The sequence below is a fragment of the Rhizobium sp. SL42 genome (assembly GCF_021729845.1).
GTDB lineage: Bacteria > Pseudomonadota > Alphaproteobacteria > Rhizobiales > Rhizobiaceae > Allorhizobium.
The window spans coordinates 18,131-45,024 of record NZ_CP063398.1 but is presented as its reverse complement, the minus strand read 5'-3'; the positions used below and the strand labels follow the sequence as shown (position 1 = coordinate 45,024).

The 26,894-nt window shown below is 60.2% G+C and carries 24 protein-coding genes and 1 riboswitch; of the genes, 10 read left to right on the top strand and 14 right to left on the bottom strand.

Translation table 11 applies throughout. The annotated features are described in order from the left end of the window. Positions 1-102: 102 nt before the first annotated feature. Together treY and IM739_RS19360 are read right to left on the bottom strand one after the other, a co-directional pair. Positions 103-2,604 carry a malto-oligosyltrehalose synthase gene (treY, locus tag IM739_RS19365; RefSeq protein WP_442981159.1) on the bottom strand — a complete coding sequence of 834 codons (2,502 nt, stop codon included), beginning with the start codon at positions 2,602-2,604 and terminating at the stop codon, positions 103-105. A 152-nt stretch (positions 2,605-2,756) separates the two neighbouring features. Beyond that, positions 2,757-2,948, bottom strand: a complete 192-nt coding sequence (locus tag IM739_RS19360) for a hypothetical protein (protein WP_237371443.1) — start codon at positions 2,946-2,948, stop codon at positions 2,757-2,759. A 249-nt stretch (positions 2,949-3,197) separates the two neighbouring features. On the opposite strand from IM739_RS19360, the gene paoA reads away from it, so the two are divergent. From paoA to paoC, 3 genes are read left to right on the top strand one after another with little or no spacing between them, the layout of a single operon-like run. Next, positions 3,198-3,710: an aldehyde dehydrogenase iron-sulfur subunit PaoA gene (gene paoA, locus IM739_RS19355; protein ID WP_237371442.1), complete on the top strand. Its 513-nt coding sequence runs from the start codon at positions 3,198-3,200 to the stop codon at positions 3,708-3,710. A 2-nt stretch (positions 3,711-3,712) separates the two neighbouring features. After that, entirely contained in the window at positions 3,713-4,663 is a 951-nt protein-coding gene (locus IM739_RS19350) for an FAD binding domain-containing protein (protein ID WP_237371441.1), read from the top strand. Between the two features lie 4 nt (positions 4,664-4,667). Then, complete coding sequence (paoC, locus tag IM739_RS19345) at positions 4,668-6,872, top strand: aldehyde oxidoreductase molybdenum-binding subunit PaoC (RefSeq protein WP_237371440.1); 2,205 nt, start codon at positions 4,668-4,670, stop codon at positions 6,870-6,872. A 96-nt stretch (positions 6,873-6,968) separates the two neighbouring features. Here the strand turns inward: paoC and IM739_RS19340 are convergent, their stop codons facing one another. The 4 genes from IM739_RS19340 to IM739_RS19325 are packed head-to-tail and all read right to left on the bottom strand — an operon-like array spanning position 6,969 to position 9,510. Beyond that, the gene (locus tag IM739_RS19340) at positions 6,969-7,802 is read right to left on the bottom strand and encodes an energy-coupling factor ABC transporter ATP-binding protein (protein WP_237371439.1); all 834 of its coding nucleotides are present in this window, start codon (positions 7,800-7,802) and stop codon (positions 6,969-6,971) included. Beyond that, on the bottom strand, positions 7,799-8,545 hold the full coding sequence (locus IM739_RS19335) for a CbiQ family ECF transporter T component (protein WP_237371438.1): 747 nt from the start codon (positions 8,543-8,545) through the stop codon (positions 7,799-7,801). Before IM739_RS19335 ends, IM739_RS19340 begins: the two co-directional genes overlap by 4 nt. A 3-nt stretch (positions 8,546-8,548) precedes the next feature. Continuing rightward, a complete protein-coding gene (locus IM739_RS19330) occupies positions 8,549-8,839 on the bottom strand; it encodes an energy-coupling factor ABC transporter substrate-binding protein (RefSeq protein WP_237371437.1) in 291 nt (96 codons plus the stop codon). A gap of 2 nt (positions 8,840-8,841) precedes the next feature. Further along, positions 8,842-9,510 carry an energy-coupling factor ABC transporter permease gene (locus IM739_RS19325; protein ID WP_237371436.1) on the bottom strand — a complete coding sequence of 223 codons (669 nt, stop codon included), beginning with the start codon at positions 9,508-9,510 and terminating at the stop codon, positions 8,842-8,844. Between the two features lie 50 nt (positions 9,511-9,560). After that, a riboswitch (cobalamin riboswitch) is annotated at positions 9,561-9,776 on the bottom strand. 344 nt (positions 9,777-10,120) lie between these two features. Here IM739_RS19325 and IM739_RS19320 point away from each other — a divergent pair. Genes IM739_RS19320 through IM739_RS19305 form a run of 4 tightly spaced genes read left to right on the top strand, consistent with a single transcriptional unit; the run spans position 10,121 to position 13,886 of the window. Further along, entirely contained in the window at positions 10,121-11,026 is a 906-nt protein-coding gene (locus IM739_RS19320) for an ABC transporter substrate-binding protein (RefSeq protein WP_237371435.1), read from the top strand. A 4-nt stretch (positions 11,027-11,030) separates the two neighbouring features. After that, complete coding sequence (locus IM739_RS19315; RefSeq protein WP_237371434.1) at positions 11,031-11,942, top strand: amino acid ABC transporter permease; 912 nt, start codon at positions 11,031-11,033, stop codon at positions 11,940-11,942. Positions 11,943-11,946: 4 nt separating this feature from the next. After that, positions 11,947-12,726, top strand: coding sequence for an amino acid ABC transporter ATP-binding protein (locus IM739_RS19310; protein ID WP_237371433.1), 780 nt, complete (start codon positions 11,947-11,949; stop codon positions 12,724-12,726). Positions 12,727-12,737: 11 nt separating this feature from the next. After that, a complete protein-coding gene (locus IM739_RS19305) occupies positions 12,738-13,886 on the top strand; it encodes an amidohydrolase (protein ID WP_336886417.1) in 1,149 nt (382 codons plus the stop codon). A gap of 20 nt (positions 13,887-13,906) precedes the next feature. Here IM739_RS19305 and IM739_RS19300 read toward each other — a convergent pair whose 3' ends face one another. Then, complete coding sequence (locus IM739_RS19300; protein WP_237371432.1) at positions 13,907-14,785, bottom strand: LysR substrate-binding domain-containing protein; 879 nt, start codon at positions 14,783-14,785, stop codon at positions 13,907-13,909. A 113-nt stretch (positions 14,786-14,898) separates the two neighbouring features. Here IM739_RS19300 and IM739_RS19295 point away from each other — a divergent pair, with 113 nt between their 5' ends. Both IM739_RS19295 and IM739_RS19290 read left to right on the top strand, forming a co-directional pair. After that, positions 14,899-16,113: a trans-sulfuration enzyme family protein gene (locus tag IM739_RS19295; RefSeq protein ID WP_237371431.1), complete on the top strand. Its 1,215-nt coding sequence runs from the start codon at positions 14,899-14,901 to the stop codon at positions 16,111-16,113. Then, positions 16,106-17,497 (top strand): amidase, encoded by a 1,392-nt coding sequence (locus tag IM739_RS19290; protein WP_237371430.1) that lies wholly within the window; start codon positions 16,106-16,108, stop codon positions 17,495-17,497. The genes IM739_RS19295 and IM739_RS19290 overlap by 8 nt, the downstream gene beginning before the upstream one ends. Positions 17,498-17,585: 88 nt before the next feature. Here IM739_RS19290 and IM739_RS19285 read toward each other — a convergent pair whose 3' ends face one another. Together IM739_RS19285 and IM739_RS19280 are read right to left on the bottom strand one after the other, a co-directional pair. Further along, complete coding sequence (locus tag IM739_RS19285; protein WP_237371429.1) at positions 17,586-17,852, bottom strand: hypothetical protein; 267 nt, start codon at positions 17,850-17,852, stop codon at positions 17,586-17,588. Positions 17,853-18,039: 187 nt separating this feature from the next. Beyond that, positions 18,040-19,749, bottom strand: a complete 1,710-nt coding sequence (locus IM739_RS19280; RefSeq protein WP_237371428.1) for a mechanosensitive ion channel family protein — start codon at positions 19,747-19,749, stop codon at positions 18,040-18,042. A gap of 39 nt (positions 19,750-19,788) precedes the next feature. Between IM739_RS19280 and IM739_RS19275 the strand changes: the two genes are divergently transcribed. Then, entirely contained in the window at positions 19,789-20,103 is a 315-nt protein-coding gene (locus IM739_RS19275; protein ID WP_237371427.1) for a hypothetical protein, read from the top strand. A 650-nt stretch (positions 20,104-20,753) separates the two neighbouring features. Here IM739_RS19275 and IM739_RS19270 read toward each other — a convergent pair. From IM739_RS19270 to IM739_RS19250, 5 genes are all read right to left on the bottom strand, one after another. Continuing rightward, positions 20,754-20,957, bottom strand: a complete 204-nt coding sequence (locus IM739_RS19270) for a cold-shock protein (RefSeq protein ID WP_007606708.1) — start codon at positions 20,955-20,957, stop codon at positions 20,754-20,756. Positions 20,958-21,266: 309 nt separating this feature from the next. Continuing rightward, entirely contained in the window at positions 21,267-22,190 is a 924-nt protein-coding gene (locus IM739_RS19265) for a transglycosylase SLT domain-containing protein (RefSeq protein WP_237371724.1), read from the bottom strand. A 280-nt stretch (positions 22,191-22,470) separates the two neighbouring features. Next, positions 22,471-24,309: an ABC transporter ATP-binding protein gene (locus IM739_RS19260; protein WP_237371426.1), complete on the bottom strand. Its 1,839-nt coding sequence runs from the start codon at positions 24,307-24,309 to the stop codon at positions 22,471-22,473. Between the two features lie 37 nt (positions 24,310-24,346). After that, positions 24,347-25,105 (bottom strand): DUF1028 domain-containing protein, encoded by a 759-nt coding sequence (locus IM739_RS19255; RefSeq protein WP_237371425.1) that lies wholly within the window; start codon positions 25,103-25,105, stop codon positions 24,347-24,349. 3 nt (positions 25,106-25,108) lie between these two features. Then, on the bottom strand, positions 25,109-26,893 hold the full coding sequence (locus IM739_RS19250; RefSeq protein ID WP_237371424.1) for a gamma-glutamyltransferase family protein: 1,785 nt from the start codon (positions 26,891-26,893) through the stop codon (positions 25,109-25,111). Position 26,894 lies beyond the last annotated feature (1 nt).

Sequence of the window (26,894 nt, the reverse complement as noted above, 5' to 3'; positions counted from 1 at the left end):
TGTGCCATGGTCCGCGAGGCCGGTGTTCGGTCTTGTAAGTTGGCTACGAAGACACGACCGGTCAATCCGAATGTTCTAAGCCTGTCAGTGATGCGGATACCTTCAGGCGGCTGAATACGTGCCCTGTACCGTCGTCAGAAGTGCGACGGGTCCTGTAAGGACATCGGCAACCGACAAATCTCCATATGCGTGGATTTTGTCGCCTAGGAGATCGCGTAGTGCGCTGCCAGTGCCGGCTGGAAGGCGGATGATCGTATCGCCCCAGTAGGAGGCATCGGCGGCTAAATTATTTTCCCCGATCACACCCAACACCTGCAGCGGCGCCACGGCAACGGCAAGCTCGCGTCCCGCCTGTCTGGCAAACGCCAGCACGTGATCCTTGCGGGTGCCTTCAACTGACAGAGGCAAATATGCACCTTGCTCGAAAAGCGCCGGACATTGCCGTCTCAGCGACAGGCCACGCTGGATCAATTCCCGTTTGAATTGGGTGACGAATGCGGCGCTCTCGGCCACCGGGGCATCGCTTTTCCATGGACGGCGGTTGTCGGGATCGACCATCGAATGGTCGAGGCCTTCGGCTCCCTGGTAAAAATCAGGCACACCCGGCGCGATCAGCTTAACCAGCGTCTGGGTGAGACTGTTCAGACTGCCGCTTGCGATAAACGGTCGTGAGAAGGCGGCAAAGTCCTTGAGAAAATCGAGGTTGTCGATGGACAAGAGGCCGCTGGCGAAACGCCGTATGGCATCCTCATAGTCGCGGTCCGGCGCCGACCAGTTGGTTTTCTGCTTCGCCTCTCTCACGGCCTTGACGGCATAGGCGCAAAACCGTTCCTGAAGATCGGGAAGGTGGGCCGCATCGACGTGATGCGGAAGGATGCCGAGCAGGGACTGATACAACATCCATTCCACGTTCAAATCGGGAACCATGTCGTAAGGCCGGTGCGACAGCAGCCGTGCGTTTTGCTGTCTCCATCGCGGCAGGGCCATCATCCACCGATCGGGGTCTTCACTGAGCGCGTACAACCGTGCGCGGGCATCTTCGCCACGTTTGGTATCATGGGTCGATGTCGACGACAGGCCGAGCGGTTGCTGCAGCAATCGGTGCTGCATCTTGAGATGAAAGCCCTCGATGCCGGCGGGCTCAGCCGCGGGCTCGCCTCCGACGTCGTTGGCAGCCAGAAGGCAAGTGTACCGGTAGAAAAAAGTATCTTCCGTCGCCTTCGCCATGACCGGCCCAGCCACCTGCTGAAACCGGCGCCTGAATTCTTCGGGTTCTTGTGCCAGGCGGGCCTGACCGCTGAGCACCTCGACAACCGCATCAAGGGCAGGCCTGTCGCCCATGTGCTCTTGTGCCAGCGCAGCCGCCTGGCTGAGGGCTTTCGTTTCCGCTTCGGTCAAGGCCTTGGTCGTGCTGTACAATCGGTAGACCGGAAAGGCGATCAACAGTTCCCGAATGGCGTTGGCCAGTGACGACGGGCTGAAATTCGGCAGCAGGCCCGCTGCAATCTGCACCAGTCTATCGATCTCTCCTGCGAAATTGACCGTGACCATTTCGTGCTTGGCTTTGCGCAATGCTCGTTCGGGATCGGCCATGCCGGGTACGGCCGCGCTGTAGTGCCGCCTGAGCCTTGCCAGTCCTCCTCTGCTGATGAACAGATCCCCCAGCGCACTGATGAATTCATATCCGGTCGTGCCCGCAACCGGCCAGTCAGCCGGTAGATCCTCTCCTTCCGCGAGGATCTTTTCGACGAAGACCGGGACATCGGTGCCAACGGCACGGCGCAGGTTTTCGAGATATCCTTTCGGGTCGGCAAGACCATCGATATGGTCGATGCGCAATGCCTGGACCTGTCCCTCCTGGACCAACTCAAAAACCAGTTCGTGCATCGCATCGAAAACCAACGGGTCCTCGATGCGAATGCCGACCAGGCCGGTGACTTCAAAGAAGCGTCGATAGGAGAGATGGCGCGATGCGGATGTCCAGGGAACGAGCCGCCAGTGCTGGCGGCGATGCAGTTCGATCAGGTTTTGCGGAACGCTCGCAAAGCACGAGACATTGTCATCGATTGCATCTCGCTGCGCATTCAGCCAGGCGAGGCTGTGGTCCGAGAGGACAAAGCGCTGATCGCCATAGCTCAGCTTCAATTTGCCGGTGTCGTCGCGCACAAGCCCGATCTTGCCATCGGCCGCAGCGTCATCAAAAGGCATGTCCAGATGCGGCAGGGTGATCGGCTCGGACCAGTCGACGTCAAAAAATGAGGCGTAGCGGCTCTCCTTTCCGTTTTGCAGGACATCGTGCCACCAAGGGTTCTCCAAGGAGGCTGCCATGTGATTGGGCACGATATCCAGGATCAGCCCCATGCCCAGATCCCGGAGGCGGCGACTGAAGTCATTCCATCCAGCCCGCCCGCCGAGTGACGGGTCGATTTCTGTCGCATTGGTAACGTCGTAGCCGTGGGTCGACCCCTGCGTGGCCGTGAATATCGGGGATGCATAGATATGGCTTATCCCGAGGCTCCTCAGATAGGGTAGCCGTTCAGCCGCCCGCTCAAAGGTCATGCCGTCGCGGAATTGAATGCGATAACTGGCAACGATGGGCAGCATGATTGCTCGCTAAGGGGATGCGCGCCAGCGGGTGAAGACGCAAAGACGTTTCGCCGACATGGCATAGTAGTGGTGATGAAGGTGAGAAGACGCAGGAGGCAAAATGTACCCAAGCCAAGAAAGCCGCGCGGCGCTGCTCTTGTCGTTCAGCTTCAGTGGCTGCGAAATCTTTGTTCTCTGCGCGTATTGTGACGGAGTTCTGCAGCCGTCGCAAATGGCCCAAACAGCGTGACAAGCCGCGCCTGTTCGACCGCGTTGGCACCCACGCGTTCGCAATAGTCCTTGACGGACCATACTTCGGTCGATTGGCCTTTTTCCAGCTCGTCTATTTTCAGCTTTTCCACCGAGGCCGCTCCTTACATGTGAACCCGTCTGGAAACGTTTCAATCGCGGCTCAGTTCCATTGGATTTACACCCGGAGGCGTTAAACGCGCTGACGAGAATATCTCGCCGGGTAGTTGGTCCAAGGTCCATTTCCCGGTTGCAATTGCGGTTGGAATGGAACTTTCCGGGCATGTTGGACTTACGACATAAGCCGCAATCTTGCGGCAACCGAATTTGCAAAGGTCACGGCGTAGGGCGGGGAAAACGGTATGGGTGAAACATCGACAGTTTCGTTCAAAGTGAACGGAGAGGACTACGATCTTGAGATCGACAACAGGACAAGCCTGCTTGACGCTCTGCGCGAGCATCTGCATCTCACGGGGACCAAGAAAGGCTGCGACCATGGCCAGTGTGGTGCTTGTACGGTTATCGTCGAGGGCCGGCGTATCAATGCCTGCCTGACCTTGGCTGTCATGCATGCCGGCGATGAAATTCTGACGATCGAGGGACTGGGGCAACCGGGACACCTGCATCCCATGCAGAAAGCTTTTGTCGACTGCGATGCGTTCCAGTGCGGCTATTGCACGCCGGGTCAGATCTGTTCGTCTGTCGCGGTGCTGGACGAGGTCAAAGCCAACATTCCGAGCCACGTTACCCGGGATCTCACCGGGCAAACGATGGTCACCGCGGACGAAGTTCGCGAGCGCATGAGCGGCAATATCTGTCGATGCGGAGCCTATTCGAACATCATAGATGCGATCATGGATGTTGCAGGAGCATGACCATGAGGGCTTTCACCTACGAGCGTGCGTCGTCGGTCGAGGCAGCCGTCGGCACCGCGGCTGCCAATCCGCATTCGAAATTCATTGCAGGGGGGACCAATCTCCTCGATCTGATGAAGCTGGAGATCGAAACGCCGACGCATCTGATCGATGTAAACGGGCTTGGTCTGGATATGATCGAGGAAACCCCGGACGGCGGACTCCGTATCGGCGCCCTTGTGCGCAACACGGACCTGGCCGCCAACGACAGGGTGCGCCGTCACTACGCATTGCTTTCTCGGGCGCTTCTGTCCGGCGCGTCGGGGCAGTTGCGCAACAAGGCGACGACGGCCGGCAACCTTCTCCAGCGTACCCGCTGTCCCTATTTCTATGATCCGATGCAGCCCTGCAACAAGCGGAACCCGGGAAGCGGCTGTTCGGCGATCGGCGGTTTTTCCCGTCAGCACGCCATCATCGGTATAAGCGACGACTGTATCGCGACCCATCCCAGCGATATGGCGGTTGCCCTTCGTGCACTGGAGGCGACGGTCGAAACGGTGAAGGCAGATGGAACCGGGCGCACGATACCTGTCGGGGATTTCCATCGTCTGCCCGGCGAAACGCCCCATATCGAGACCGTGCTGGAGCAAGGCGAGTTCATCACCGCCGTGCTTCTGCCACCGCCTCCGGGCGGACATCATGTCTATCGGAAAGTGCGTGACCGGGCATCTTACGCTTTCGCCCTCATCTCGGTCGGCGCGGTGATCCAGCCTGACGGATCAGGTCGCTTCGCGGTCGGTGGTGTTGCGCCCAAGCCATGGCGCGTCGAGGCTGCAGAGGCAGAACTACACAAAGGGGCCAAGGCGGCCGTGGCTGCCGCATTCTCCGGTGCTCATCCCACGGACCAGAACCGCTTCAAACTTGACCTCGTCGAGCGCACGCTCGCGGCGGTGATCGAAGACGCAAGAGGGTGATGCCATGAAGTTTGATCGTCCAGCCCTCACCAATCCGATCGACCAGCTCAACGTCGTCGGCCGGCCTGTCCGCCGGATCGACGGTGAACAGAAGGTCACAGGCAAGGCGACATATGCCTACGAATGGCACGATCCGGGCCATCGATATGCCTATGGTTATCCGGTAGGATCCGGCATTGCCAAGGGTCGTATCACGACCATGGATGTCGATGCCGCGGAGAAAGCGCCGGGTGTGATCGCGGTGGTTACGACCCTCGCTGTAGGCGCCCGCGATAAAGGGAAGCACAATACCGCCAATCTCTTTGGTGGAGGTGAAATTCAGCATTATCATCAGGCGGTTGCGGTCGTCGTTGCGGAGACCTTCGAGCAGGCGCGGGCCGCAGCCGCGCTGGTGAAGGTCGAATATGCCGAAGAAAAGGGGCGTTTCTCCCTGCGAGACGAACGGCATGCGGCGACAAAGCCCAAGGATACAGATGACACGCCGCCGGACAGCGCTTTCGGCGATTTCGACGGCGCCTTTCGGTCAGCGCCCGTGACCATCGACGAAGAATATACAACGCCGGATCAATCCCATTCGATGATGGAGCCGCATGCGTCGATTGCCGCCTGGCAGGGCGACGAATTGACCGTCTGGACATCGAGCCAGATGATAGACTGGTGGCGCACCGATCTGGCGACGACCCTTGGCATCGACAAGGAAAAGATTCATCTGAAGTCGCCTTACATTGGTGGTGGCTTCGGTGGAAAACTTTTCCTGCGGGCCGATGCGGTGTTGGCGGCCTTTGCCGCCAAGGCGTCGGGGAGAACCGTGAAAGTTGCTTTGCCCCGTCCGTTCATGGCGAACAACACCACCCATCGTCCGGCGACAATCCAACGTGTCCGGATCGGTGCGGAACGTGACGGCGAAATTACCGCGATTGCCCATGAAAGCTGGTCGGGGGATCTTAAAGGCGGCGGACCGGAACCTGCCGTCATGCAGACGCGTCTCTTGTATGCCGGTGCAAACCGGATGACGGCGATGCGGCTTGCGACGCTGGACCTGCCAGAAGGCAATGCCATGCGGGCGCCGGGCGAAGCGCCGGGCCTGATGGCGCTGGAAATCGCCATTGACGAAATGGCGGAGAAACTCGACATGGACCCGGTTGCTTTTCGGATCCGCAATGACACCCAGGTGGATCCCGAAAACCCTGACCGGCGTTTCAGTCACCGCAATCTGATCGGCTGTCTCGAGTTGGGAGCGGAGCGCTTTGGCTGGAAGGACCGGGGACGACCGGGAACCCGTCGGGATGGCAACTGGCTCGTTGGCCTCGGAGTTGCTACGGCGTTTCGCAACAATCTGCTCGTTCCATCGGCAGCCAGGGTTCGGCTCGATCGGCAGGGTATGGTCACTGTTGAAACCGATATGACGGACATCGGCACAGGCAGCTATACCATTATCGCGCAAACCGCTGCCGAGATGCTCGGATTGCCGATCGACAAGGTGATCGTCAGGCTTGGTGATTCCCGATTTCCCGTGTCGGCCGGCTCCGGGGGGCAGTTCGGTGCGAATTGTTCGACGTCCGCGGTCTATGCCGCATGCGTGAAACTGCGACAGGCCGTGGCAACTGCTCTCGGCTTCAACTCGGATGCCGCCGTTTTTGAAAATGGCGAGGTCCGCAGTGGCAACAGGGTGGCACGGCTTGGCGAGGCGGCGGGTGTCGACGGGCTGTCCGCCGAGGACGGGATCGAATGGGGCGATCTGGCAAAGACCCATCAGCAGTCGACATTCGGCGCCCATTTTGTCGAGGTGGGTGTCGACAGGGCAACCGGTGAAACACGTGTTCGCCGCATGCTTGCGGTCTGCGCGGCCGGGCGAATTCTCAATCCCGTTACCGCACGGAGCCAGGTGATCGGTGCAATGACAATGGGTGTCGGCGGCGCCTTGTCGGAAGAACTCGCGGTCGATCGTCGCCGGGGCTTTTTCGTCAACCACGATCTCGCCGGCTACGAGGTGCCGGTCCACGCCGACATACCTCATCAGGATGTCATCTTCCTGGACGAAGTGGATCCATATTCATCTCCGATGAAGGCAAAAGGTGTCGGAGAGCTCGGCTTGTGTGGTGTCTCGGCTGCGATCGCCAATGCGATCTACAATGCCACGAGGGTGAGGGTCAGGCACTATCCTATCACGCTCGACAAGCTGATCGGTGGCCTTCCGGACATTGCCTGAAGCGGACAAGGGCGACCTGCCGCCTGAGGTCGCCTGAACCGGCACATGGACGGATGCAAACTGATCGCATCCCTGAAGGCATGTGGCGGTGCCGTTTCAGCCCTGACGCGCGCGAAGCTGTTGCACCAGCTCCGGCACGCTTCGCGGCAGGTCGCCGTCTTGCGAAATCAGTCCGCTGTTTCGCAATTCGCTCGACAGCTGATAGATGAGGGGAAGGCGCAAATCGGTGTCTTGCTGGAAGTTGCTTTCACCGAACACATGTTCAGCGCGCCCTTCCATGATGATTTTGCCTCTGGCGAAGACTGCGACCTGATCGGCCCAATTGTAGGCGATATCCATGTCATGCGTGGCAATCACCACGGCAACGCCCTGCGTCGCAAGGCTTCGCAGGGTCTCGCAGAGTTCGTCGACCGATTTCGGGTCAAGGCCGGCGGTCGGTTCGTCGAGAAGAAGAACAGCGGGCGACATGGCCAATACGCCGGCGATGGCAACCCGCTTGCGCTGCCCGAAGCTCAGCAAATGCGTCGGTCGATGCGACAGCGCTTCGATCCCCATGACGGCGAGCGCCTCCTGTACCCGTGTCCGGGCTTCGCTCACCGAAAGGCCGAGATTGAGCGGCCCGAACGACACATCTTCGAAGACGGTCGCGGCAAAAAGTTGATCGTCGGGATCCTGCAACACCAGTCCGACCTGCGACCGGAGCTCGACGAGGCCTTTGCGGCTGTAGCTGACCGGATTGCCATTGAGCAGGACTTCGCCGGCGGCAGGTTTGAACGTGCCGTTCAGCGTCGACAGCAGGGTCGACTTACCAGCACCGTTCGCACCAAGGATCGCCATGATTTCTCGCCGGTTCACCACAAGGGAGGCCTGGTCGAGCGCCCGGGTCCCGTCGTCGTAGCTGAAATCGACAGCGCGTGCCTGCAGGATCATGGGGCGCACCACATCAAGACGGCAACCGAGCCCAGAAGGCAGGTGATCATCAGCAACCGCACGTTCGATGCCGGCTGTTCCACCGAAATGAAGTTCAGACGGCCACCATAGCCTCTCGCTGCGAGGCCCGCCTCTATGCGCTGGGCGCGTCCGAGCACTCGCGGCAGCAGGGATGCGAGCAAAAGACCGTTGGACGTTAGCATCCGCCGGTTGCTGGTATAGCCCAATCGGGAACCGAGCGATTGTTGGCCGGCCTCAAGACAATCCAGCAGCAGCCAGATGAGCCTGAACATTGCCATGGCGATATCGGACAATTCCGCATTCAGGCCCATCCGCTGCAGCAATTGAACGATGCTGGAGAGAGGCGTGGTCAATGCCAGAAGCAGCAGGGCCGCAATGCAGGTGGTGCTTCTGAGTGCCACGAAACCTGCAGAATAGGCAGCATCCGTGGAGACAAGCGACAATGTCGGAACAAATCCGACCATCCTGACGGAGACGAGTTGCGCCAGTGTTCCCGTGATGATGAACAGCATGGGGACGCGGGCAGCCTTGAATATGTCGTGCAGCCGCAGTCCGGGGCCTGTCTTCATCAATGCCAGTATCGCGATCAGCAGGCCGATCTGGCCTGTCCATCCGACAGAATCCAGCGAGATGATCATAAGGCCGACGGCAAGCAGAAGCTTTTCACCGGTGGCGTAGTGTCGCCACCGGTTGGTCTGGGCACAGCGATCGATCGCACGCATCGTCTACTTGATATCCGGGCGCTTTGCCGGCGACGAGCGACGACCGAAATAGAAGCCGACGAGACCTGCGCCAAGTGCTGCCTGCAGAGCAAACAGCAGGCTTTCGATCTCGCCGCTCGGCGGCTCCCACAAAGGCGCAGCCCAGGGCGTGTAGTCTGGCTGAATTTCGGTGATGGCGGCTTCAGCTTCGCCGTCCGCACCGGCAAATTCGGCGTCTCCGCCATGGTGAATGATCAACGGCAGGATTGCCAGGGCGATGACCGCAAACAACATCCAGAGGTTACGTTTCAGCATGATCAGGCCTTCGCGGTAAAGATGTTGAGGGCGTTCAGTTCGCCGCGGCTGTATCGCTGCAGCAGGTTGAAGACGATGACCGTCAACAGGCCTTCGCTGATGGCCAATGGCACCTGCGTGACCGCAAAAATACCCAGAAATTTCGCAGCAGCGCCTGTGATGCCCGATACCGGATCCGGAAATGCGAGAGCGAGCTGCAGAGAGGTCGTCACATAGGTCGCCAGGTCACCAAGCGTCGCAGCGACAAAGATCGCGATTGCGCCGCTGAAGCCGGCACCTGTTATGCCCCTGAAGAGGCCATAGGCGACAAATGGACCAACGATGGCCATGGAGAAGATATTGGCGCCCAGCGTGGTCAGTCCGCCATGTGCCAGTAGCAAAGCCTGAAACAGAAGGACAATCGTCCCGAGCACGGTGGTGACCGTGGGGCCGAACAGCGATGCCGCAAGCCCGGTTCCCGTCGGATGCGAGCAGCTCCCGGTAACAGACGGGATCTTGAGCGCAGACAAGACGAATACATAGGCGCCGGATGCTGCCATCAAAAGCTTGATTTCCGGTTTTTCACGCACAAGCGTGACAATGCGCCGGGCGCCATAAATCACAAATGGCGCGGAAATCGCGCCCCAGCCGACTGCGTGCGCGGCCGGCAAATAGCCTTCCATAATATGCATGGCATAACCCTCTACCGCGCCCACCGCGCGGCTCGAACAAACACCACGGATGTCGTGGCCCAGCGATGGCAGGTCTCCTGGCTCACGGGTCTTGGCTCAGTCCGCCTTATCAGCCGCAATATCGGCCAATGGCATCGTTGGACATCGCTCACCGCTTACAGTTGCGGGGGCAGCCACGGTTTTGGTCCCTGATGGGTAGTCCGCACCGTGTTCCCTTTTCATCCGCCGTCGTTTCATCGGGCGGAACCATCAAAGAAAGCATTATGCGCCACACGGCTAGAACGCAACGCAGAGGCGGAGAAATAATGCGCAAGTCCACGCCGCCGGACAGCGAATATGGTCTAGCAGCCGTCAATGGCTGCCGCGAAAGGCAAGCGCGTTCGTAAATTGTCACATTCAGCCGGGTTGTCCCAGCCCCGCCGGACATCTCGCGCCTGACCGCTTGGCCACCTGTCCTTGGTTTCAATAACCCAGGGGAATAGATAGCCTCAATTATACTATTAGACGGCATTCACTCGTTCACGCATATTGCTGTCATCGAGCCAGAGATGTGCATCCTCCCAAGCTGAACTTATCTGCGTAACTCGAAGCAAAAATAATGGGGAACTCAATGTCCAACATGCGTAATTGCCTGACATCAAACGTTGGTGCCGCGATCCTGGTGGCAACAGCATTCTGTAGTCCCGTCCTTGCCGACGGCTTTGATACTTCGGGTATCAAGGTCGATGCCGCGCTGGCTGCGCGCCTTCCCGCCAAGATCAAGTCGGCCGGTGTGATTTCGATCGGCTCCGATACAGCCTATGCTCCCTGGGAATATCTCAGCGAGAAGGACGGCCAGACGCCAGAAGGCATCGATGTCGACATCGCCAATGCCATCGGTGCGAAACTCGGCGTCAAGATCGACTTCCAGACATCAGCCTTCGATGCCATCCTGCCCGCACTCGGGACCAAATTCGATCTCGGCGTCTCCGCTTTCACGATCAGCAACGAGCGGATGAAGGTGGTAAATTTCGTCAGCTATTCCGACAGCGGAAGCTTGTGGGCCGTCAAGGCCGGTAATCCGTCGAATTTTGATCCTGCCGACTTCTGTGGTCGGAAAATTGCAATCCAGTCAGGCTCCTGGCACGAGGGCATCGTCAACGAGGCGGACAAGGCGTGCACCGCTGCCGGAAAGCCCGCGATCGACATTCTGCCCTTTGCAACACAGACGGAAGCCTTGACCCGTGTCGCCGCCGGCGGTGCGGATGCGACGATCTCCGGCGGTTCGACCGTCGGCTATGCCGCGAAGCAATCCAAGGGCCAGTTGGAAGTCGTCTCGCCGACCACCGGTGTGTTCAGCGAGCGGGGACCGAACGGGATCGCCGTCGCGAAGGCGGATGCCGAATTGACTGAGCTTGTCGCCGATACCGTCAACGCGCTGATCGCGGAAGGCACGTACAAGGCCCTGTTCGACAGCTGGGGCGTCGGCACCGAAATTGTGAAGAAGGCCGAAGTCAATCCGACAGTCAAGGATTGATGCCGTGGCTTTGGACGCAGATACCATGCGGACCGTCGCTACCACGTCTGCAGCGTCTAAGCCGGATGTCGCGCGGAACATCATTGTTCCGCGCCGGCACCCGGGCCGTTGGCTGGCGGTGGCCGTGATCGCAGTCATCGCCCTCCAGGCGGCGCACGCTGTCGCCGTCAATCCGAACTTTCATTGGGACGTTTTCCTGAAATATCTGTTCTGGCCGCAGGTCGTTCGAGGCGTCGGCTGGACACTGCTGTTGACGGTTGTCGCCATGGCGGTCGCTATCTTTGTCGCGGGGGTGCTGGTGATCATGCGCGACAGCGACAATCCGGTTCTGAAGGGCCTCGCCTATAGCTGGATCTGGTTCTTCCGCGGAACGCCGATCTACACACAATTGTTGTTCTGGGGCCTGTTCGCTGTCCTGTTTCCGCATCTTTCGCTGTCCATTCCATTCGGGCCGGAAATTGCCGGAATTGAAACACGCTATCTCGTGACACCGGCGGTCGCCGCCATTCTCGGGCTGGGGTTCAACGAGTCCGCCTATCTGACCGAAATCTTCCGGGCGGGGTTCAACTCCATAGATCACGGTCAGGCGGAGGCAGCCCAAGCCTTGGGAATGCGGCCGGCCAAGATCTGGTGGCGCATCCTGATGCCCCAGGCCATGCGCGTGATAATTCCACCCACAGGCAATGAAACCATCGGCATGCTGAAGATGACATCCCTGGTGCTCGCCGTGCCCTTCACGCTCGACCTAATGTTCGCCACGAATGCGATCGCCAACAGGCTCTACCTGCCGATCCCACTGCTGATGGTGTCGGGTGCCTGGTATCTCGCCATCACGAGCCTGCTGATGGTTGGCCAGCATTTTCTCGAACGTCACTTTGGTAAGGGCGTCTCGCCCAATCCAGCCAGGGCGGAGTGAAGCCATGGATACAATCGTCAAATCGGACGTCTGCGTCGAAATGCAGAACATCCATAAATTCTACGGGTCGGTCCACGCGCTCAAAGGCGTGAACCTGTTGGTCCGGCGCGGTGAGGTCTGCGTTGCAATCGGGCCTTCCGGATCCGGTAAGTCGACGCTGTTGCGCTGCATCAACCAGCTGGAGGCGATCTCTGCCGGAAGGGTATTCGTCAAGGGAGAGCTGCAGGGCTTCACCGAGCAGAACGAGCGTTTCCATCCGCTCGCACCGGGCCATGTCGCAAGGCAGCGGCGGATGACCGGCATGGTCTTCCAGCGTTTCAACCTCTTTCCGCATATGACGGCACTGCAAAACGTGATGGAAGGGCCGGTGCATGTGAAGGGCTGGTCCAGGAACGATGCCCAGGTCAAGGCGCTTGAGCTTTTGGCGCGCGTCGGGTTGTCAGGTTTCGGCAATCGCTATCCCGGCCAGTTGTCCGGAGGCCAGCAGCAGCGCGTGGCCATCGCGAGGGCCCTGGCGATGGAGCCTGAGGTCATGCTGTTTGACGAGCCGACCAGCGCGCTGGATCCAGAGCTTGTGGGGGAGGTTCTCGACGTGATCAAGGACCTTGCCCGAAGCGGTATCACCATGGTCGTGGTCACCCATGAGATCGGCTTCGCCCGAGAAGTCGGCAGCCATCTGGTCTTCATGGATCAAGGCATGATCATGGAAGAGGGCCATCCCCGTGAGATGCTCGCCAATCCGAAAAACCCGCGCACGGTCGCATTCCTCTCCAAGGTCCTTTGAGAAAGTACACCATGATAGAGCCGAAACTTGTTGAACAAGTCACGGGATGGCGACGCCACCTCCATGCACATCCGGAACTTTCCGGAGAAGAGGCAAAGACCGCAGCTTTTGTCTCCGAACAACTCACGTCCCTGGGCATTCCGCATGAAACGGGCATCGGCCATCATGGCATTGTCGCGACACTCCATCGGCCGGGGTCGAACAGGTCGATCGGCCTGCGCGCCGACATGGACGCATTGCCGATCAAGGAAGCCAATATTTTCCCGCATGCTTCTCGCAATTCCGGCGTCATGCATGCCTGCGGCCATGACGGTCATACCGCAGCGCTTCTCGGTGCCGCTGCGGTGCTGGTCAAGGACGATAGCTGGACGGGAACGATCAATCTCGTGTTCCAGCCGGCGGAAGAGAATGGCAAGGGGGCAAAGGCGATGATCGCCGACGGGTTGTTCGAACGTTACCCGATGGAGAAATTGTTTGCCTGGCACAACTGGCCCGGCCTCCCTTTGGGCCAGGTTGCGGTTCACACTCGGCCTTCCATGGCCGCAGGTGGCGACTGGCGTATCGAACTCAAGGGACTGGCGGGCCACGCGGCAGCGCCGCACCTGACACGCGATCCGATCAATGCGGCGGCACACCTGATTGTCGCGCTGAACAACATTGTTTCACGCAATGTCGATCCGCTTGAGACCGTTGCGTTGACGGTCTCGATGATCCAGGGCGGAACTGTCAGCAACCAGATTCCCGAGACCGCGACCATCATCGGCACGCTCCGGACTTTTGATGTCGAAGTTCGCAAAGCCGTGATCCAGCGGATGTCGGAGGTTATCGAAGGCACCGCCGCTGCATGGGGCGTAAAGGCTGAGTACGAGATCAATTCCACGGGACGGGTGATGGCCGATACGCCGGCGGAGGCCGCGTTATCGGTTGCGGCAGCAGATGCAGCCGGATTGTCGGTGACGCGCGACATCAGGCCGGCGATGGGCGGCGACGACTTCGCATTCCTGGTGGAGGGCAAGGCAGGGGCCTATGTCCTCATCGGAAATGGACCCGTTGCGGAAGACGGAAAGCTTCACAACGAACGCTATGAATTCAATGACGAGGTACTTGGCCCTGCCATGTCCTGGCTCACGACCGTCGCCAAGATGGCTTTACGCGAATGACCGGTGTCCGCAGACAGCGGTCAGGCGATGGCGCGCTTCAATTCATCGATGAAGGCCTCGAGGGCGAGGGAAGGAAGCCGGTTGGGCGGCGTGATCAGGAGTGTACGAAAATGCAGGGCGGGCTCGAAGGGGCGCAACGTCAGTCCCCGACCGATATAGGGTTCGGCCGTCAGCGGGTTCACGAGCCCGACACCGATGCCAGCTGCCACCATCGAACAGATGGTCGTCGAGTAAGGTGTTTCGATCACGGTGCGAACGGTGATCCCGGCGATCTCGAACGCCCGCTCGGCTTCGCGTCGAGTAGTATCTTCCGGCGCAAGGGCAATAAAGGGTTGTCCGGCCAGATCGGCGGCATGAACCACATCCCGTGCCTCGAGAGGATGGCCTTCCGGAATGGCGACGGCCACGCGAAACTGGGTGAAGGGCTGGACCTCCACGCCCGTCCTGTCGATTTCGTCGGCGACGATGCCGAGATCGAACTGGCCGGAGGCGACGAGATCGCGGACATTCGAGGACATGCGGGCCTGAAACGTAATCGCAATGTTCGGGTTGCGATCCATGAAGCTGCGCAACACGCGGGGAAGCACGTTGGTCGACAAGGCCGACAGGCACGCGATCCGCAGTTCTCCCGAGCCATAGTCGCGAATTCGCGCCGCCGCGCCGCGCAGATGTGTCAGGCCAAGGAATGCCTGTTCGACCTCTCGAAAGAAAAGCTGTCCTTCAGCCGTCGGCAGCAATCGTCCCTTGATGCGATGGAAGAGATCGAAATCGAGGGAACGCTCGAGTTCCTGGATCATCTTGCTGACCGCGGGCTGCGAAATATGCAGGACTTCGGCGGCACGCGCCGTGGTGCCATTCGTCATCACCACCCTGAACACTTCAACCTGTCGCAAGTTCATCGCGCAATTCAACCCGCTTCCATAACCAGTAAGAATAGAAATAGCAGCCGGCCGCCAAAAAAGGAATTGTCGTTCCAAGGCATCCGGAGCATTTTCCGAAAGGCGCTTGCCCCATGAAAGATCTGACCCAATGCGTGCTCACCCCGGCGGTATCGTCCGAAGGTTTTGATCCCCTGGGGGTCGGGGTTCATCGTGGCTCGACCATCGTTTTCAAGGATGCGGCGGCCTATGCTGCTCGCGGCGAGCGCGGTCACCAGGGCTATTCCTATGGTCTCTACGGCACGCCGACGACACGGACCCTTGAGGCAAAGCTCACCAGTCTCGAAGGTGGCGCTTGGTCTTTCCTGACGCCGTCCGGCCAGGCGGCAAACGCCCTCGCGATCCTTCCGTTTGTCGCCGCGGGAGATCACGTCCTGATTATCGATACGGCCTATCCGCCGATGCGCGATCTGGCCGAAAGCGATCTGCGCAGGCTTGGTGTCGATGTGGACTTTTTTGATCCGCTTTCCCCGGAGGACCTCAGTCGGAAAATCCGTGACAGGACGAAGATCGTCTGGTGCGAGAGCCCCGGATCGACAACGATGGAAGTTCTTGATCTGCCCCGGATCGCCGCGATCGCCCATGCACGCGGCGCGCTGGTTGGTGTCGACAATACCTGGGCGACGCCGCTCAACTTCAAGCCGCTTCTTCATGGTGCCGATATCGTCACTGAGGCGCTGACGAAATTCGTCTCGGGTCACTCAGACATATTGATGGGATCAATCACGATCGCGGACGAGGCGCTGCTTCAACCGATCCGGTCTCTGATGGGGCGCATGGGCATTGGCGTTTCGCCGGATGATGCGTCCCTTGTCCTGCGTGGGTTCGAGACGCTCGGTGTACGCTTGCGCCATTCCGAACGGGTCGCGTTGAAATTTGCCCGCAGGATGGCGGAGCATCCCCTGGTGGACGCGGTTTTGCATCCGGCCTTGGAAAGTTTTGCCGGACATGCCGTCTGGAAAAGGGACTTTCTCGGTTCCAGCGGCGTTTTCAGCATGACCTTCACCGATGACGCGGCGCCTCATGTCGCGGCTGCACTCGATGCATTCCGGTTGTTTGCCATTGGTGCATCCTGGGGGGGAACCCGCAGCCTGGTTGCCCCGATGCCGGTTGAGCGCTTTCGGAGCGCGACAGCATGGCGCGGACCGGATCTAATCCTGCGGCTCAGCATCGGACTTGAGGATGAAGATGAATTGTGGGCCGATATCGAGCGTTTTTTGGAGCGCCTTGAAAAAAGCCAGTCAGCCCAGGCCAACCCGGGGCGTGCCGAAGGGATAAGACATGGCTGAATTGACCCAGCTTGCGCTTGCAGAGTTGTCTCGGCGCCTACGGTCAAGGGAGATCTCTCCGGTCGAATTGACGCAGGCCTATATCGACCGGATCGCGACGTGTGATGTTCACATTCACAGCTTCAACTGCGTGCGGGCAGAAGCGGCGTTGCAGGATGCCGCACGTGCCGAGCGGGATATGAAAAATGGGGACTGGCTCGGACCGCTTCACGGGATTCCGATCGGCATAAAGGATCTGATCGACGTTGCGGGATTGCCGACAACGGCGCAGGCGGCGCATAGACGCGACGCTGTCGCCGACCGGGATGCCGGCGTGGTCGAAGCCCTGAAAGGGGCGGGGGCGATAATTCTCGGCAAACAGGCAACGGCGGAATATGCCATGGGCGGCACACAGTTTGACCTGCCATGGCCCGCGACGCGCAATCCATGGAACCTTGCACTCGATCCGTCTTCGTCGTCCAGCGGATCGGCAGCGGCGACGGCAGCAGGCTTTTGCGCCGGTTCGGTCGGGACGGAGACTGCCAGCTCGATCCGCGATCCGGCTGCCTGGTGCGGTGTGGCGGGCATGAAGCCGACGAACGGGCTGGTGAGCCGTCGCGGCGTGCTTCCGCTGTCGCCATCACTGGATTGCGTCGGCCCGATTGCTTGGACGGTCGAAGATTGCGCCCTGATGCTGTCTGCAATGGTGTCATCCGACCTTCAGGATACCAAAGTCAGCGGGTTCAAACGTCCGGATACATCCATCTTGCAGGACGGCGTCCGCGGTCTTCGGGTTGGTGTCGTGCGCCACTTCTACGAAGACGATCCGCATATGGACGATGAGGTCCTCGATGCTATGGAGCGTTCGTTGTCTGCCTTCGAACGCTTGGGTGCGCATGTTTCGACGGTGCGGCTGAACGAATTCGACCTGTATTGCTCGCTGGTGAATACGATTTCCTGGCCGGAGGAGTACGAAGAACACCGCACCGAGCTTGATGCCTTTCCCGCCCACTTCACCGCCGTCACCCGATCGCGATTTGCCGACGGCAAGACATTTCTCGCCGCAGACTACATCCAGGCGCAGAAGCGGCGGGCTGCTCTGGTCGCAGATCTTGGCGAACGCATGCGGGATGTCGATGTCCTGGTCTTGCCAACAACAAAGAAACCGGCACAGATCCTCGGCTACGAGCACACAGAGATCGGAAGCCTGGAACTTTCGCTGACGCGCCCTTTCAATCTGACCGGTGGCCCCGCGCTTGCGCTGTGCAATGGTTTTACAGCCGCCGGCCTTCCGACCTCAATCCAGATCATCGGCCGGCATTTCGAAGATGACTCGGTGCTGCGAGCCGGACATACCTTGGAGGTTGCCCTCGCAACACGGTCCCGCAGACCGGCTTTCGGCTGAATTGCAGACGCCATAGCTTGGAAGCTGCGTATCGGTCCAAACTAAAATCCATGCCTTCCGGTCTGGAGCGAGCGGGTCTGCCTGACCCTCAACGTTGGCGCACCAGATCAAATTCGATCGAGCGTCTGCTGATCAGTTTCACCGATCGATCGGGAAGTATGATGTATGTCTCCTCCGCCCGCCGCCCATTCTGGTCGATCAGGCGATGTGTGAAAGTGCTGCCGACAGGGGCCTTGGACAATCTGCTCTGCGGTTGCCCGCCATAGGTGATGCTGCCGGGGATGGGTTCGACTGCCGTTGCCGCGCAGGCGGAAAGCGCGAAGGCAACAAGCATGATTGGCGCGAGGTTTTTCATGGCGATGGTCCATCGAATTGGAAGCGTTTGCTCACGCTTCGGGCCCTGAGCGAGAATTGAGTTTCAAGACATTGTAGACCGGCAGGTCGATAAAGACACGCGGTCAGTAGCACAAGCGAAACAGGCCGCTAATGTTCCAGACGGTATTGCCTGCATGGCTCATGCGGATCAAGCGCGATGACATGCCCTATTTTGCCATGGCGCCAGTTGTTGCCTCCCTTTGTTGTGCCTGGACCTGAATCTGGGCCGCGGCCGCGGCGGGGTTCTTGTCGTCCCCGCCGATCTGAACGGTCGGTTGGGCAAACTCGATGCCATTCTGCTTGAACGCCTCGCGCAACATGGCATAGGCCCGCCGGCGGATCGCCGACTGTAACTGCGTTGGTTTGAGCGTCATGCCGAAGCTCAGCTTGATCCCGTAGTCGGTAAACTCTTCCACGCCCTTCATCTTGAGGTTTTCGATGATGAACGGCTGAAACTCCTCGTCGTCCTTCAGGGTTTTGCCGACGGTCTTCGTGATGGATTTGACCTTGGCGATGTCTGCGTCATAGGAGACTGTGAGCATGAACTTTACCACGGACCAGTCGCGGCTCATGTTTTGCACGGCTCCCAGTTCGCTGAAGGGCACAATGAAGATAGGGCCGCGATGGTGGCGCAACTTGATCGAGCGCAGGCTGAAGGACTCGACGGTACCCTTGTAGCTCCCGCTCTGGATGTATTCGCCGACGCGAAACGCATCGTCCAGCAGATAGAACATGCCGCTGATCACGTCCTTGACCACGGTCTGCGCGCCAAAGCCGATTGCCACGCCGACAACGCCGGCGCCGGCGATCAGAGGTCCGATTTCGACGCCGAGTGATGACAGTCCCATCATCACGGCAATCGCGACCAGCAGGATCATCAGGACGTTTTTCAGAATTGGCAGCAGCGTGCGGATGCGCGCGCGCCGTCGTTCCTGCTCGCTTCCGATCTCGAACATCACCTGGGTCTGCCCGAGCTTGCGATCGATCAGCACCTTGGTCACGTTCCAGATCAGGTCGACAGCGAGAACGATGATCCCGGCGCTGAGTATGCCGCGCATCAGGCGCAGTGTCGGCGAATCCTGCATCGTCATTTCGGTGAGTTCGATCTCGAGCACATCGGCAAGAAAGACAATCGACCCTATGATCAATCCCGCCCGAATGCCCCGCTCGACGATCACGGACAGGATTGTCGTCGTCGAGCCGTCCTCGCCATAGGCGTCTCGTGCACCCAGCATGTTGTTGACCGATGCCTTGGCAAGGATCACCGAGCCGGGCAGGACGGCAACAACCACGGCAAGCCAGAACAGCTTCATGGCCCCAGCGACCCACAGCATCCAGATCGCGATGAAGTAAAGCGTCCAAAGCGTGTTTTTTGCCCGCCAGCTGATGCGTGGCTTCTGCTCCGTCAAGGCGGATGGCTGGGGGCGGCGCCAGACCGCTTCGATGCCTATCGCAAGCAGAACCAGGCCCAGCGAATAGGCCACGAGTTGCCGGGCGGGAATGGAAAAACCCATCGTTCCGAGCAGCCTGATGGTCACCCAGCCGAAGGCATACCAGCCGATCAGATAGACCACGCGTTTTGCCCAGTGGCCGGCTGCCGCATCACTGACCGGAATGACCCGGTGAATGTGCAACGTGGGATCTGTCGACCCCGGCGGTGCCAGGAGGACAGTGACAAGGGCACTGGCCAGTCGGAAGACAACGATGGCGAGGAGGTAGCCGACAACGATTTCCCGGATCAGCGGTGGCCATTCGAACAGCAGGAAAAAGCCGATGCTGCCAAGGGCGAAGGATGCCAGGTAGCATGCGGCCCAGAGCAGCCGCGTGCCAACGGCAAGCGTCTTCTCGTGAACGGTGGAGAATGGCGCCTGCGCCATCCATGCGCGCCACCCGGTCGTCAACCGACGGAAAAGCCATTGGGTGAGCAGGCCCACGGCAAGAAAGGCCGCAACCAGAAACGTCGGCCGAATGCCGCGGCTCTCGCGGATTTCCTGGTTGAGAAAATCGGCTGCCTGCATCGCTTGCGATGGGAACGACCGGCTGGCGTCGAAAAGGCCTGCCATATGCGATCGCAGGCGCGTGGTGAAATCGGCGAAGGAAATATCTGGCTCGACGTGAGGCGCCACGGGTCGTTCGGCGGCCTGCGTTGGGTCTGCCTGCTCGAGAAGCCATTTCTGCACGTCCGGATTTGCGATAAGCCCGATGAACTGCTGAACGCTTTCCGGTTGTGAGGGACTGGGGTCAGAAGTTTGCGCAAGGCCCGAAACTGCCGGGAGCCATAAGGCCAGCGTCAGGATCGCGACCTGATACCGGATTTTCGTTTTCGAGCATAAGGCCATCCACGACGCGCCCATGACAAAGCCTTCCCGCCTGAGGTTGGAGCGTTCTTGACATCATATTTGCTCATTCCCTCCTGTTCCCGTCAATCTGCATTTGGGGAAGCTGCCACGATGGAGAAGTGTCAAAGAGTGAACGTTATGCTTCGCTTCACAAAGGCGCTGCCCGGAAGGCGCATCGAGGTCGATGCCGTCAGCGATTGGTGCCTCGGATGGAGAATGAAAATCGGCGGGCTGGATCAGGGTTGTCTGGCTGAGTTGGGCTCAAAGCCCCGCGATCAACGTCTAATCGCCAGTCCATGATTTGACTGATTACGTCATATCAGGAGCAAAGTCGCTGGCTCAGATCGTTGGGGAGAGCATCGTGCCAGTCAGGTGGCTCACAGACGCTGAAAAGGCAAAACCGATCGGTCACGGCTCGTGGGCACCACCATCCGATGTGGCCTTGTCCGTCGCACTTGGCGCCCGTAATTCCAAATGCGGTAGAATTTGGGGCAGATTCAGCCCGCCCATCGGGGCAGGCTGAACCCTTAATCCTGAAGCGATCAGAGAACGCTGACGCTTTCGGCCTTCGACTTGCCCGTCTTGCGATCCTGGCCAACTTCGAAGCTGACCTTGTCACCGTCACGCAGCGAGCCGCCCTGCTGCAAGGCAGAAACGTGAACGAAAACGTCTGGACCGCCGTTGTCAGGCGTGATGAAGCCGAAGCCCTTGTCTTCAGCGAAAAATTTAACCGTACCGGTCGCCATGATAGTTCCTCTTTAAATGTGCAGCCGTCTGACTCGCGGGCAGAACTTATCGTTCTGGCGCGTGCTTATCAACGGTCTAATGCGTTTCTAATGCAATCAGGTGGAAACGTCGACAGCTACATGGCACGTGAACGTAAGTTTTTCACGGGGTATTCGATAACGTCGGCAGCTCGGTTTCGCACCGAAAATTGTCCCTCTGGGCCAGCGAGACGATCGCACGCATCCTGCACAACGGGCAGAGCGCGGACGCAGCGACGGATGGCTCCGGTGCGATACCTTCGCTCTGCGCCGGGCTCCTGACAACCATTCTCATCGATTTCGAAAGACCGTGCAGGGCACGGCTGCCGCGCGTATGGCAGCGCAAAGTGTTGTCGCCTCTTGCCGTGTCTCACGTCCGATCCGTGCGGCGTAGCGCTTCCGATAGCCGAAATTCCCGCCACGCTGCCGGACGATCAGGGCACGCTCCGCATTGAGTGGTTCAGGCAGGCTGCTGACCGCGCGCCTGAACAGATGGTCCACGACGGAAGGCCGGTAATGTGCGGCAAGCTGAACACCCCAGGGTGCCCAGTCGGCTGATCCGGCAAGCACCGGCTCGTTCATTCGGCGCGTCTGCGCCAGTTCTAAACAGGCCATCTGGAACGGCAGCGCCTCGTCCAGTGCCGGAGCCGCGATGACGGGCGGGGCGTCACGCCATGTCTCGATGATGTTGCCGGTGATCGCAAAGACATAGTCGCGCGTTTCGATTGGAAGCCGACCTTTGGACAAGAAACGCGCCAGCCCGCTTTCACCGGCATTGTAGGCGGCTGCGGCAAATCCGAAATTCCCGAAGCGGGTTTGAAGCGCCTTGAGGTAGGCTGCCGATGTGTCCAGGGCGTCGATGACGTCGAAGCTGTTGTCGAGGCCGCGCCTCTTGGCGGTCTCCGGCATGAACTGCGCAATGCCCTCGGCACCTTTCGGGCTGACCGCTTCCGGTCGAAACAGGCTTTCGCGCCAGATGAGGCGGGCAAAGAAGGCGGCTGGCACGCCATGGGTTTTTGCAAAGTGTCCAATCATGCGGCACAGATCGGAGTTGAACGCCTCCTGACGAATGCAAAGTCGGGCGTCTGCGCGTTGGTAAAGGCAGGCCGGTCTGTCCTCCGCCTCGGCGGCAGCGAGGGAGCCGGGTGACAGAGTGGCGGCACTCACCTGAATGACGGCCGCAAGAATCCGAAGAGGTCTGTGGCTTGCGCCCATAGGGGATCTCGCGCTTGTGCAGATCGTGATCAAGGCCTGGAGCCCGATCATGCCCTAATCCGTTTCATGCACGCAAGCGATATGGGCGTTCAGGCCGGATCAGGCCAAATCTGATCTGGCAGTCTAGTGTCCTGACTGGGGCAATCGACTCTTTTCCCTCCGCATTGCGACAGCCGTTCTATTGCCGCTCGAGGCGATCAATGCCGAAAGTCCCAGCCCTCTTTCCTGGTGCGATCAGATTGCGGCTGCTTTGAAGTGGCCTGGTGGTTCCCAGCCAAGATCATAGCTGAACGAAATGGCCCGCCGTGATTTCGCGGTACTGGCGGCGGGGCGGTGCATACCCTGCCGGCCGCACGGGGCTTTTCAATTCATCGATTGCTGCATTGCGCCTGAAACCACGCCGCTCGGGGTCCGGTACCGGCACGGCGGCCATCAGCTTCTTCGTATAGGCATGTTGTGGATTGTCGAATATGGCGGCGCGGGGGCCGATTTCGACGATTTCACCGAGATACATCACGGCGACGCGGTGGCTGATCCGCTCGACCACTGCCATGTCATGGCTGATGAACAGGAAGGCGAGGTTGAGCTCCTCCTGCAGATCCATCAACAGGTTGCAGACCTGTGCCTTGATCGAAACGTCGAGTGCTGAGACGCTTTCATCGGCAACGATGACCTTCGGATTGAGCGACAGGGCGCGGGCAATCGCGATGCGCTGGCGCTGGCCACCGGAAAATTCATGCGGATAGCGGTCAATCATCCGGGGATCGAGGCCGACCTTGCGCAAGAGATCAGCGACCTTGGCCTGTGCCTCTTCACGGGTTCCGAGGCGATGCTTCAGGTAAGGCTCTGCGATGGCGGCGCCCACTGTCATGCGCGGGTTGAGGCTGGAGAATGGATCCTGGAAGATCATCTGCACGCTGCGCCGCATGGCGCGCAGGCTCGGCTGATCCAGTGTCAGCACATTGTAGCCGTCGAGATGCACCTCGCCGCTATCCGGTTCTATCAGTCGGATGATCGAACGCCCGGTGGTCGATTTGCCGCAACCGCTCTCGCCGACGATCGACAGGGTCTCGCCCTGAAAAAGGTCGAACGAGACATCCTCAACCGCATGCACGGCCCCGGTTTGGCGGCCAAAGAGGCCGCTGCGGATCGGGAAGCGCGTGACGAGGTTCTTGACCGACAGCACAGGCGTCTTGCGGGTATCGACCGTATCGGCGACCTCCGCCGGTACACTCGCCTTACCCGAGCCGATATCCACAATCGGGAAGCGCAGTGGCCAGGCATGACCATGCATCGAGCCGAGTTTCGGCACGGCGGCCAGAAGGGCGCGGGTATAGGGATGCCGGCCGCGATGGAAGACATCGGCGGTCGCTCCCTGCTCGACCACGTCGCCGCGCAGCATGACGATGGTGCGGTCGGCAATCTCCGCGACCACGCCCATGTCATGGGTGATGAACAGGACCGACATGCCCTCTTCCTCCTGCAAGACCTTGATCAGGTCGAGGATCTGCCCCTGGATTGTCACGTCGAGTGCGGTTGTCGGCTCGTCGGCGATCAGCAGTTTCGGCCTGGAGGCAAGCGCCATGGCTATCATCACGCGCTGCCGCATGCCGCCGGAAAACTGATGCGGATATTCGTCGAACCGATCACCGGCATTGGGTATGCGCACCTTTTCCAGCATGCGGATGGTCTCGGCGCGCGCCTCGGCCTTTGACAGGCCCTTGTGGCGTGTCAGCACTTCGGAAATCTGCCGTCCGATCGTGAAGATCGGATTGAGACTGGTCATCGGCTCCTGGAAGATCATCGCGGCCTCGTTGCCGCGCACCTTCTGCATGTCCTTTTCCGACAGGGCCAGGATATCACGCCCGTTCAGCAGCACCCGGCCTTCCACCCGGGACTGGTCGCGGGCCACAAGCCGCATGATCGACAGGGAGGTGACGCTCTTGCCGGAACCGGATTCGCCGACGATGGCCACCGTCTCGCCCGGCTTCACGTAGAAGGAAATGTTGCGAACCACCGGGCGCCACACACCGTCGACCAGAAATGAGGTCGTCAACCCCTCGACGGAGAGGACCGCGGCCGTTTCAGTATGGGTGGAGGCTTTGAACACGGGGGTCATGGCGATGCTGCTCCGATCCTGTGGGTGCGGTTTCGGCTCATGCCGGCTTCAGTGGGGTGGCAAAGGATGGTGAGGGGATGCCTTTGGCGATCCGCGCTGCTTCGAGGGCTGCGATCTTCTCATCGATCATCCGCCGGTCGGTCAGGCCATGCGGATTGTCGCGGGTCGGCATGGTTTCCGCGACATGCAGGAAACGTTCCTGTGCCACGATATAGAGCCGGCGTAACTCACCCAGCGGATCGAGATGGTCGTCAGAGCGAATATCGAGCCTGGCATAATCCTGGTCGTGAAAGATCCTCAGCGCCGCCGACTGCCGCCCACGCTTGTCGCCGCCTGCTGCTTCGCCGGCATCCATGGCGGCCAGAAGCCGCTCGGCCAGCGGCCGGTCGGAGGTCGCCTTGTATGCCCGGAGGGATTCTGCAATCACCTGCGGCCCGGCCAGCATGTTGCCGGCCACCGAGACATTGTCGTCGACGAGATGGCCGGCCCAGTCGATGCATTTATCACCGGTGAAGGCGGCATTGCGACCTTGCCCGTCGATCAGATGCATCTGCCGCTGCTGGCAGCCATTGTCGCGACCGGTCAGGACCGCGATAATCTGATCCGGAGACCGGCCCTCGGACAGGAGGGCAAGGCCGTCGGTCCCGTAAAGCGGGCTCACGAAAGCCTGAGTGGCGATGGCGCCGATACGGCCGCGCATATGGGGTACGGCGGCACCTACCGCAAAGAAGCGGCTGGCAACGGCGATGCCGAGATGGCCTGTTTCGGGATCGCGGGCGACGATGGACCAGGTCATGGACTACCGCCCGATCGCGTAGGCTTGCATAAGCCTTGGTGTGGCTGCGGCCCGCAGCAATCCATCGGCATCGCGGCGTGCGGCCGTCAGGCGTCCAACGCTCCAGGGGTCGGCCTCGGTGATGTCGTGGCCCATGGCTTTCAGCGCATTGATTGTTTCCGAGCCGATCGTACTTTCGATCATCACATTGCCCGGCTGGCTGGTGCGTGGATAGAAGGAGCCGGGGAAATGGGCCGTGTGGAACAGTGGCATGTCGATCGCCGCCTGCAGGTTCTGCCTGTGGTGCACATAGCGCAGGAAGAAGGACAGCTGCCACTGGTCCTGCTGGTCGCCGCCGGGTGTGCCGAAGGCGAGCGTCGGGCGTCCTTCGTAGAGCGCGATTGACGGCGTCAAAGTGGTGCGCGGGCGCTTGCCCGGCTGAAGCGAGGTCGGCAGGCCCGGCTTTAGCCAGAACATCTGGGCGCGGGAATTGAGGCAGAAGCCGAGGCCGGGTACGATCGGCGAGGATTGCAGCCAGCCGCCCGACGGAGTGACGGAGACCACGTTACCCTCACGGTCGATGACATCGATATGCACGGTATCACCGCGCTTTTCCGTCAGATGCGACATGGTCGGCTCATAGACGGCGCCTGTGCCGGACATGGACGCAAGCATAGCCATTGTCAGGTCATGCTGAGTCTCGAAACCCGGCAATCGGCCGGGACGCAGGCCCATCGATGCGGTGCTGCCGATGAGTTTGCGGCGCTCGCTGTTATAGGCATCCGACAACAGGTGTTCCATCGGCACGTCGGCAAAGGCCGGGTCGCCGTAGTAGACCTCGCGGTCAGCATAGGCGAGCTTCATCGTCTCGACGACGGTATGCACGAAGTCTGCCCCAAGCGGGTCCATCGCTGCGATATCGATCCCCTTCAGCAGTGCCAGCGATTGCAGCAGTACAGGCCCCTGTCCCCATGGGCCTGTCTTGGCGACTGTCCAGCCATGGTAGTCAAAGGTCTGCGGTGTTTCGACGGTTGCCGACCAGCCGGCCATGTCGTTGGCGGTCAAGACGCCCTTGTGGCGACTGCCGCTGGCATCCATCACTTCTGCGGTCTTCAGATAGTCCTCGATCGCCTCGGCGACGAAGCCCCGGTAGAAGGCGTTGCGCGCCGCATCGATCTGGTTCTCCCGGCCGGTCGCGCTTTCCGCCTCCTTGACGATGCGGGTGTAAGTGGCAGCGAGAACCGGGTTGCGGAACAGCGCATGCGGCTCCGGCGCCACTCCGCCGGGCAGCCAGGTTTCGTAGGATGTCGGCCATTCCTTCTGGAAGAAGTCTGCCAGCCCCTTGATGGTGGCCGAGACGCGCGGCAGCATCGGATGGCCGTGTTCGGCGTAGTGGATGGCCGGCTCCAGCACGTCGCGCACGGTCATCGTGCCGTAGTCGCGCAACATCAGCATCCATCCGTCGAAGGCCCCGGGAATAACGGTGGCCAGCAAACCGTCACCGGGGATAAGGTCAAGGCCTTCGGCTTTATAGTGTTCGATCGTCGCTCCGGCCGGGGCCGAGCCCTGCGCACAGATCACCTCGACCTTGCCGGTCCTGGCCGAATAGATCAGTGCCGGCATGTCGCCGCCCGGACCCACCAAGTGAGGCTCGAGGATCTGCAGCACGAAGCCGGTTGCGACCGCCGCGTCGAAAGCATTGCCGTCCTTTTCCAGGATGCTCATGCCGACGGCAGAGGCGATCCAGTGGGTGGAAGTCACGACGCCGAAGGTGCCGAGGATCTCCGGGCGGGTGGTAAACTCAGTCATC

Coding starts and splice junctions, on each gene's coding strand:
- treY (WP_442981159.1), bottom strand. CDS start 2,604: ATGCTGCCCATCGTTGCCAGTTATCGCATTCAATTCCGCGACGGCATG.
- paoA (WP_237371442.1), top strand. CDS start 3,198: ATGGGTGAAACATCGACAGTTTCGTTCAAAGTGAACGGAGAGGACTAC.
- IM739_RS19350 (WP_237371441.1), top strand. CDS start 3,713: ATGAGGGCTTTCACCTACGAGCGTGCGTCGTCGGTCGAGGCAGCCGTC.
- paoC (WP_237371440.1), top strand. CDS start 4,668: ATGAAGTTTGATCGTCCAGCCCTCACCAATCCGATCGACCAGCTCAAC.
- IM739_RS19340 (WP_237371439.1), bottom strand. CDS start 7,802: ATGATCCTGCAGGCACGCGCTGTCGATTTCAGCTACGACGACGGGACC.
- IM739_RS19335 (WP_237371438.1), bottom strand. CDS start 8,545: ATGCGTGCGATCGATCGCTGTGCCCAGACCAACCGGTGGCGACACTAC.
- IM739_RS19330 (WP_237371437.1), bottom strand. CDS start 8,839: ATGCTGAAACGTAACCTCTGGATGTTGTTTGCGGTCATCGCCCTGGCA.
- IM739_RS19325 (WP_237371436.1), bottom strand. CDS start 9,510: ATGCATATTATGGAAGGCTATTTGCCGGCCGCGCACGCAGTCGGCTGG.
- IM739_RS19320 (WP_237371435.1), top strand. CDS start 10,121: ATGTCCAACATGCGTAATTGCCTGACATCAAACGTTGGTGCCGCGATC.
- IM739_RS19310 (WP_237371433.1), top strand. CDS start 11,947: ATGGATACAATCGTCAAATCGGACGTCTGCGTCGAAATGCAGAACATC.
- IM739_RS19305 (WP_336886417.1), top strand. CDS start 12,738: ATGATAGAGCCGAAACTTGTTGAACAAGTCACGGGATGGCGACGCCAC.
- IM739_RS19300 (WP_237371432.1), bottom strand. CDS start 14,785: ATGAACTTGCGACAGGTTGAAGTGTTCAGGGTGGTGATGACGAATGGC.
- IM739_RS19295 (WP_237371431.1), top strand. CDS start 14,899: ATGAAAGATCTGACCCAATGCGTGCTCACCCCGGCGGTATCGTCCGAA.
- IM739_RS19290 (WP_237371430.1), top strand. CDS start 16,106: ATGGCTGAATTGACCCAGCTTGCGCTTGCAGAGTTGTCTCGGCGCCTA.
- IM739_RS19285 (WP_237371429.1), bottom strand. CDS start 17,852: ATGAAAAACCTCGCGCCAATCATGCTTGTTGCCTTCGCGCTTTCCGCC.
- IM739_RS19280 (WP_237371428.1), bottom strand. CDS start 19,749: ATGGCGCAGGCGCCATTCTCCACCGTTCACGAGAAGACGCTTGCCGTT.
- IM739_RS19270 (WP_007606708.1), bottom strand. CDS start 20,957: ATGGCGACCGGTACGGTTAAATTTTTCGCTGAAGACAAGGGCTTCGGC.
- IM739_RS19265 (WP_237371724.1), bottom strand. CDS start 22,190: ATGGGCGCAAGCCACAGACCTCTTCGGATTCTTGCGGCCGTCATTCAG.
- IM739_RS19260 (WP_237371426.1), bottom strand. CDS start 24,309: ATGACCCCCGTGTTCAAAGCCTCCACCCATACTGAAACGGCCGCGGTC.
- IM739_RS19255 (WP_237371425.1), bottom strand. CDS start 25,105: ATGACCTGGTCCATCGTCGCCCGCGATCCCGAAACAGGCCATCTCGGC.
- IM739_RS19250 (WP_237371424.1), bottom strand. CDS start 26,893: ATGACTGAGTTTACCACCCGCCCGGAGATCCTCGGCACCTTCGGCGTC.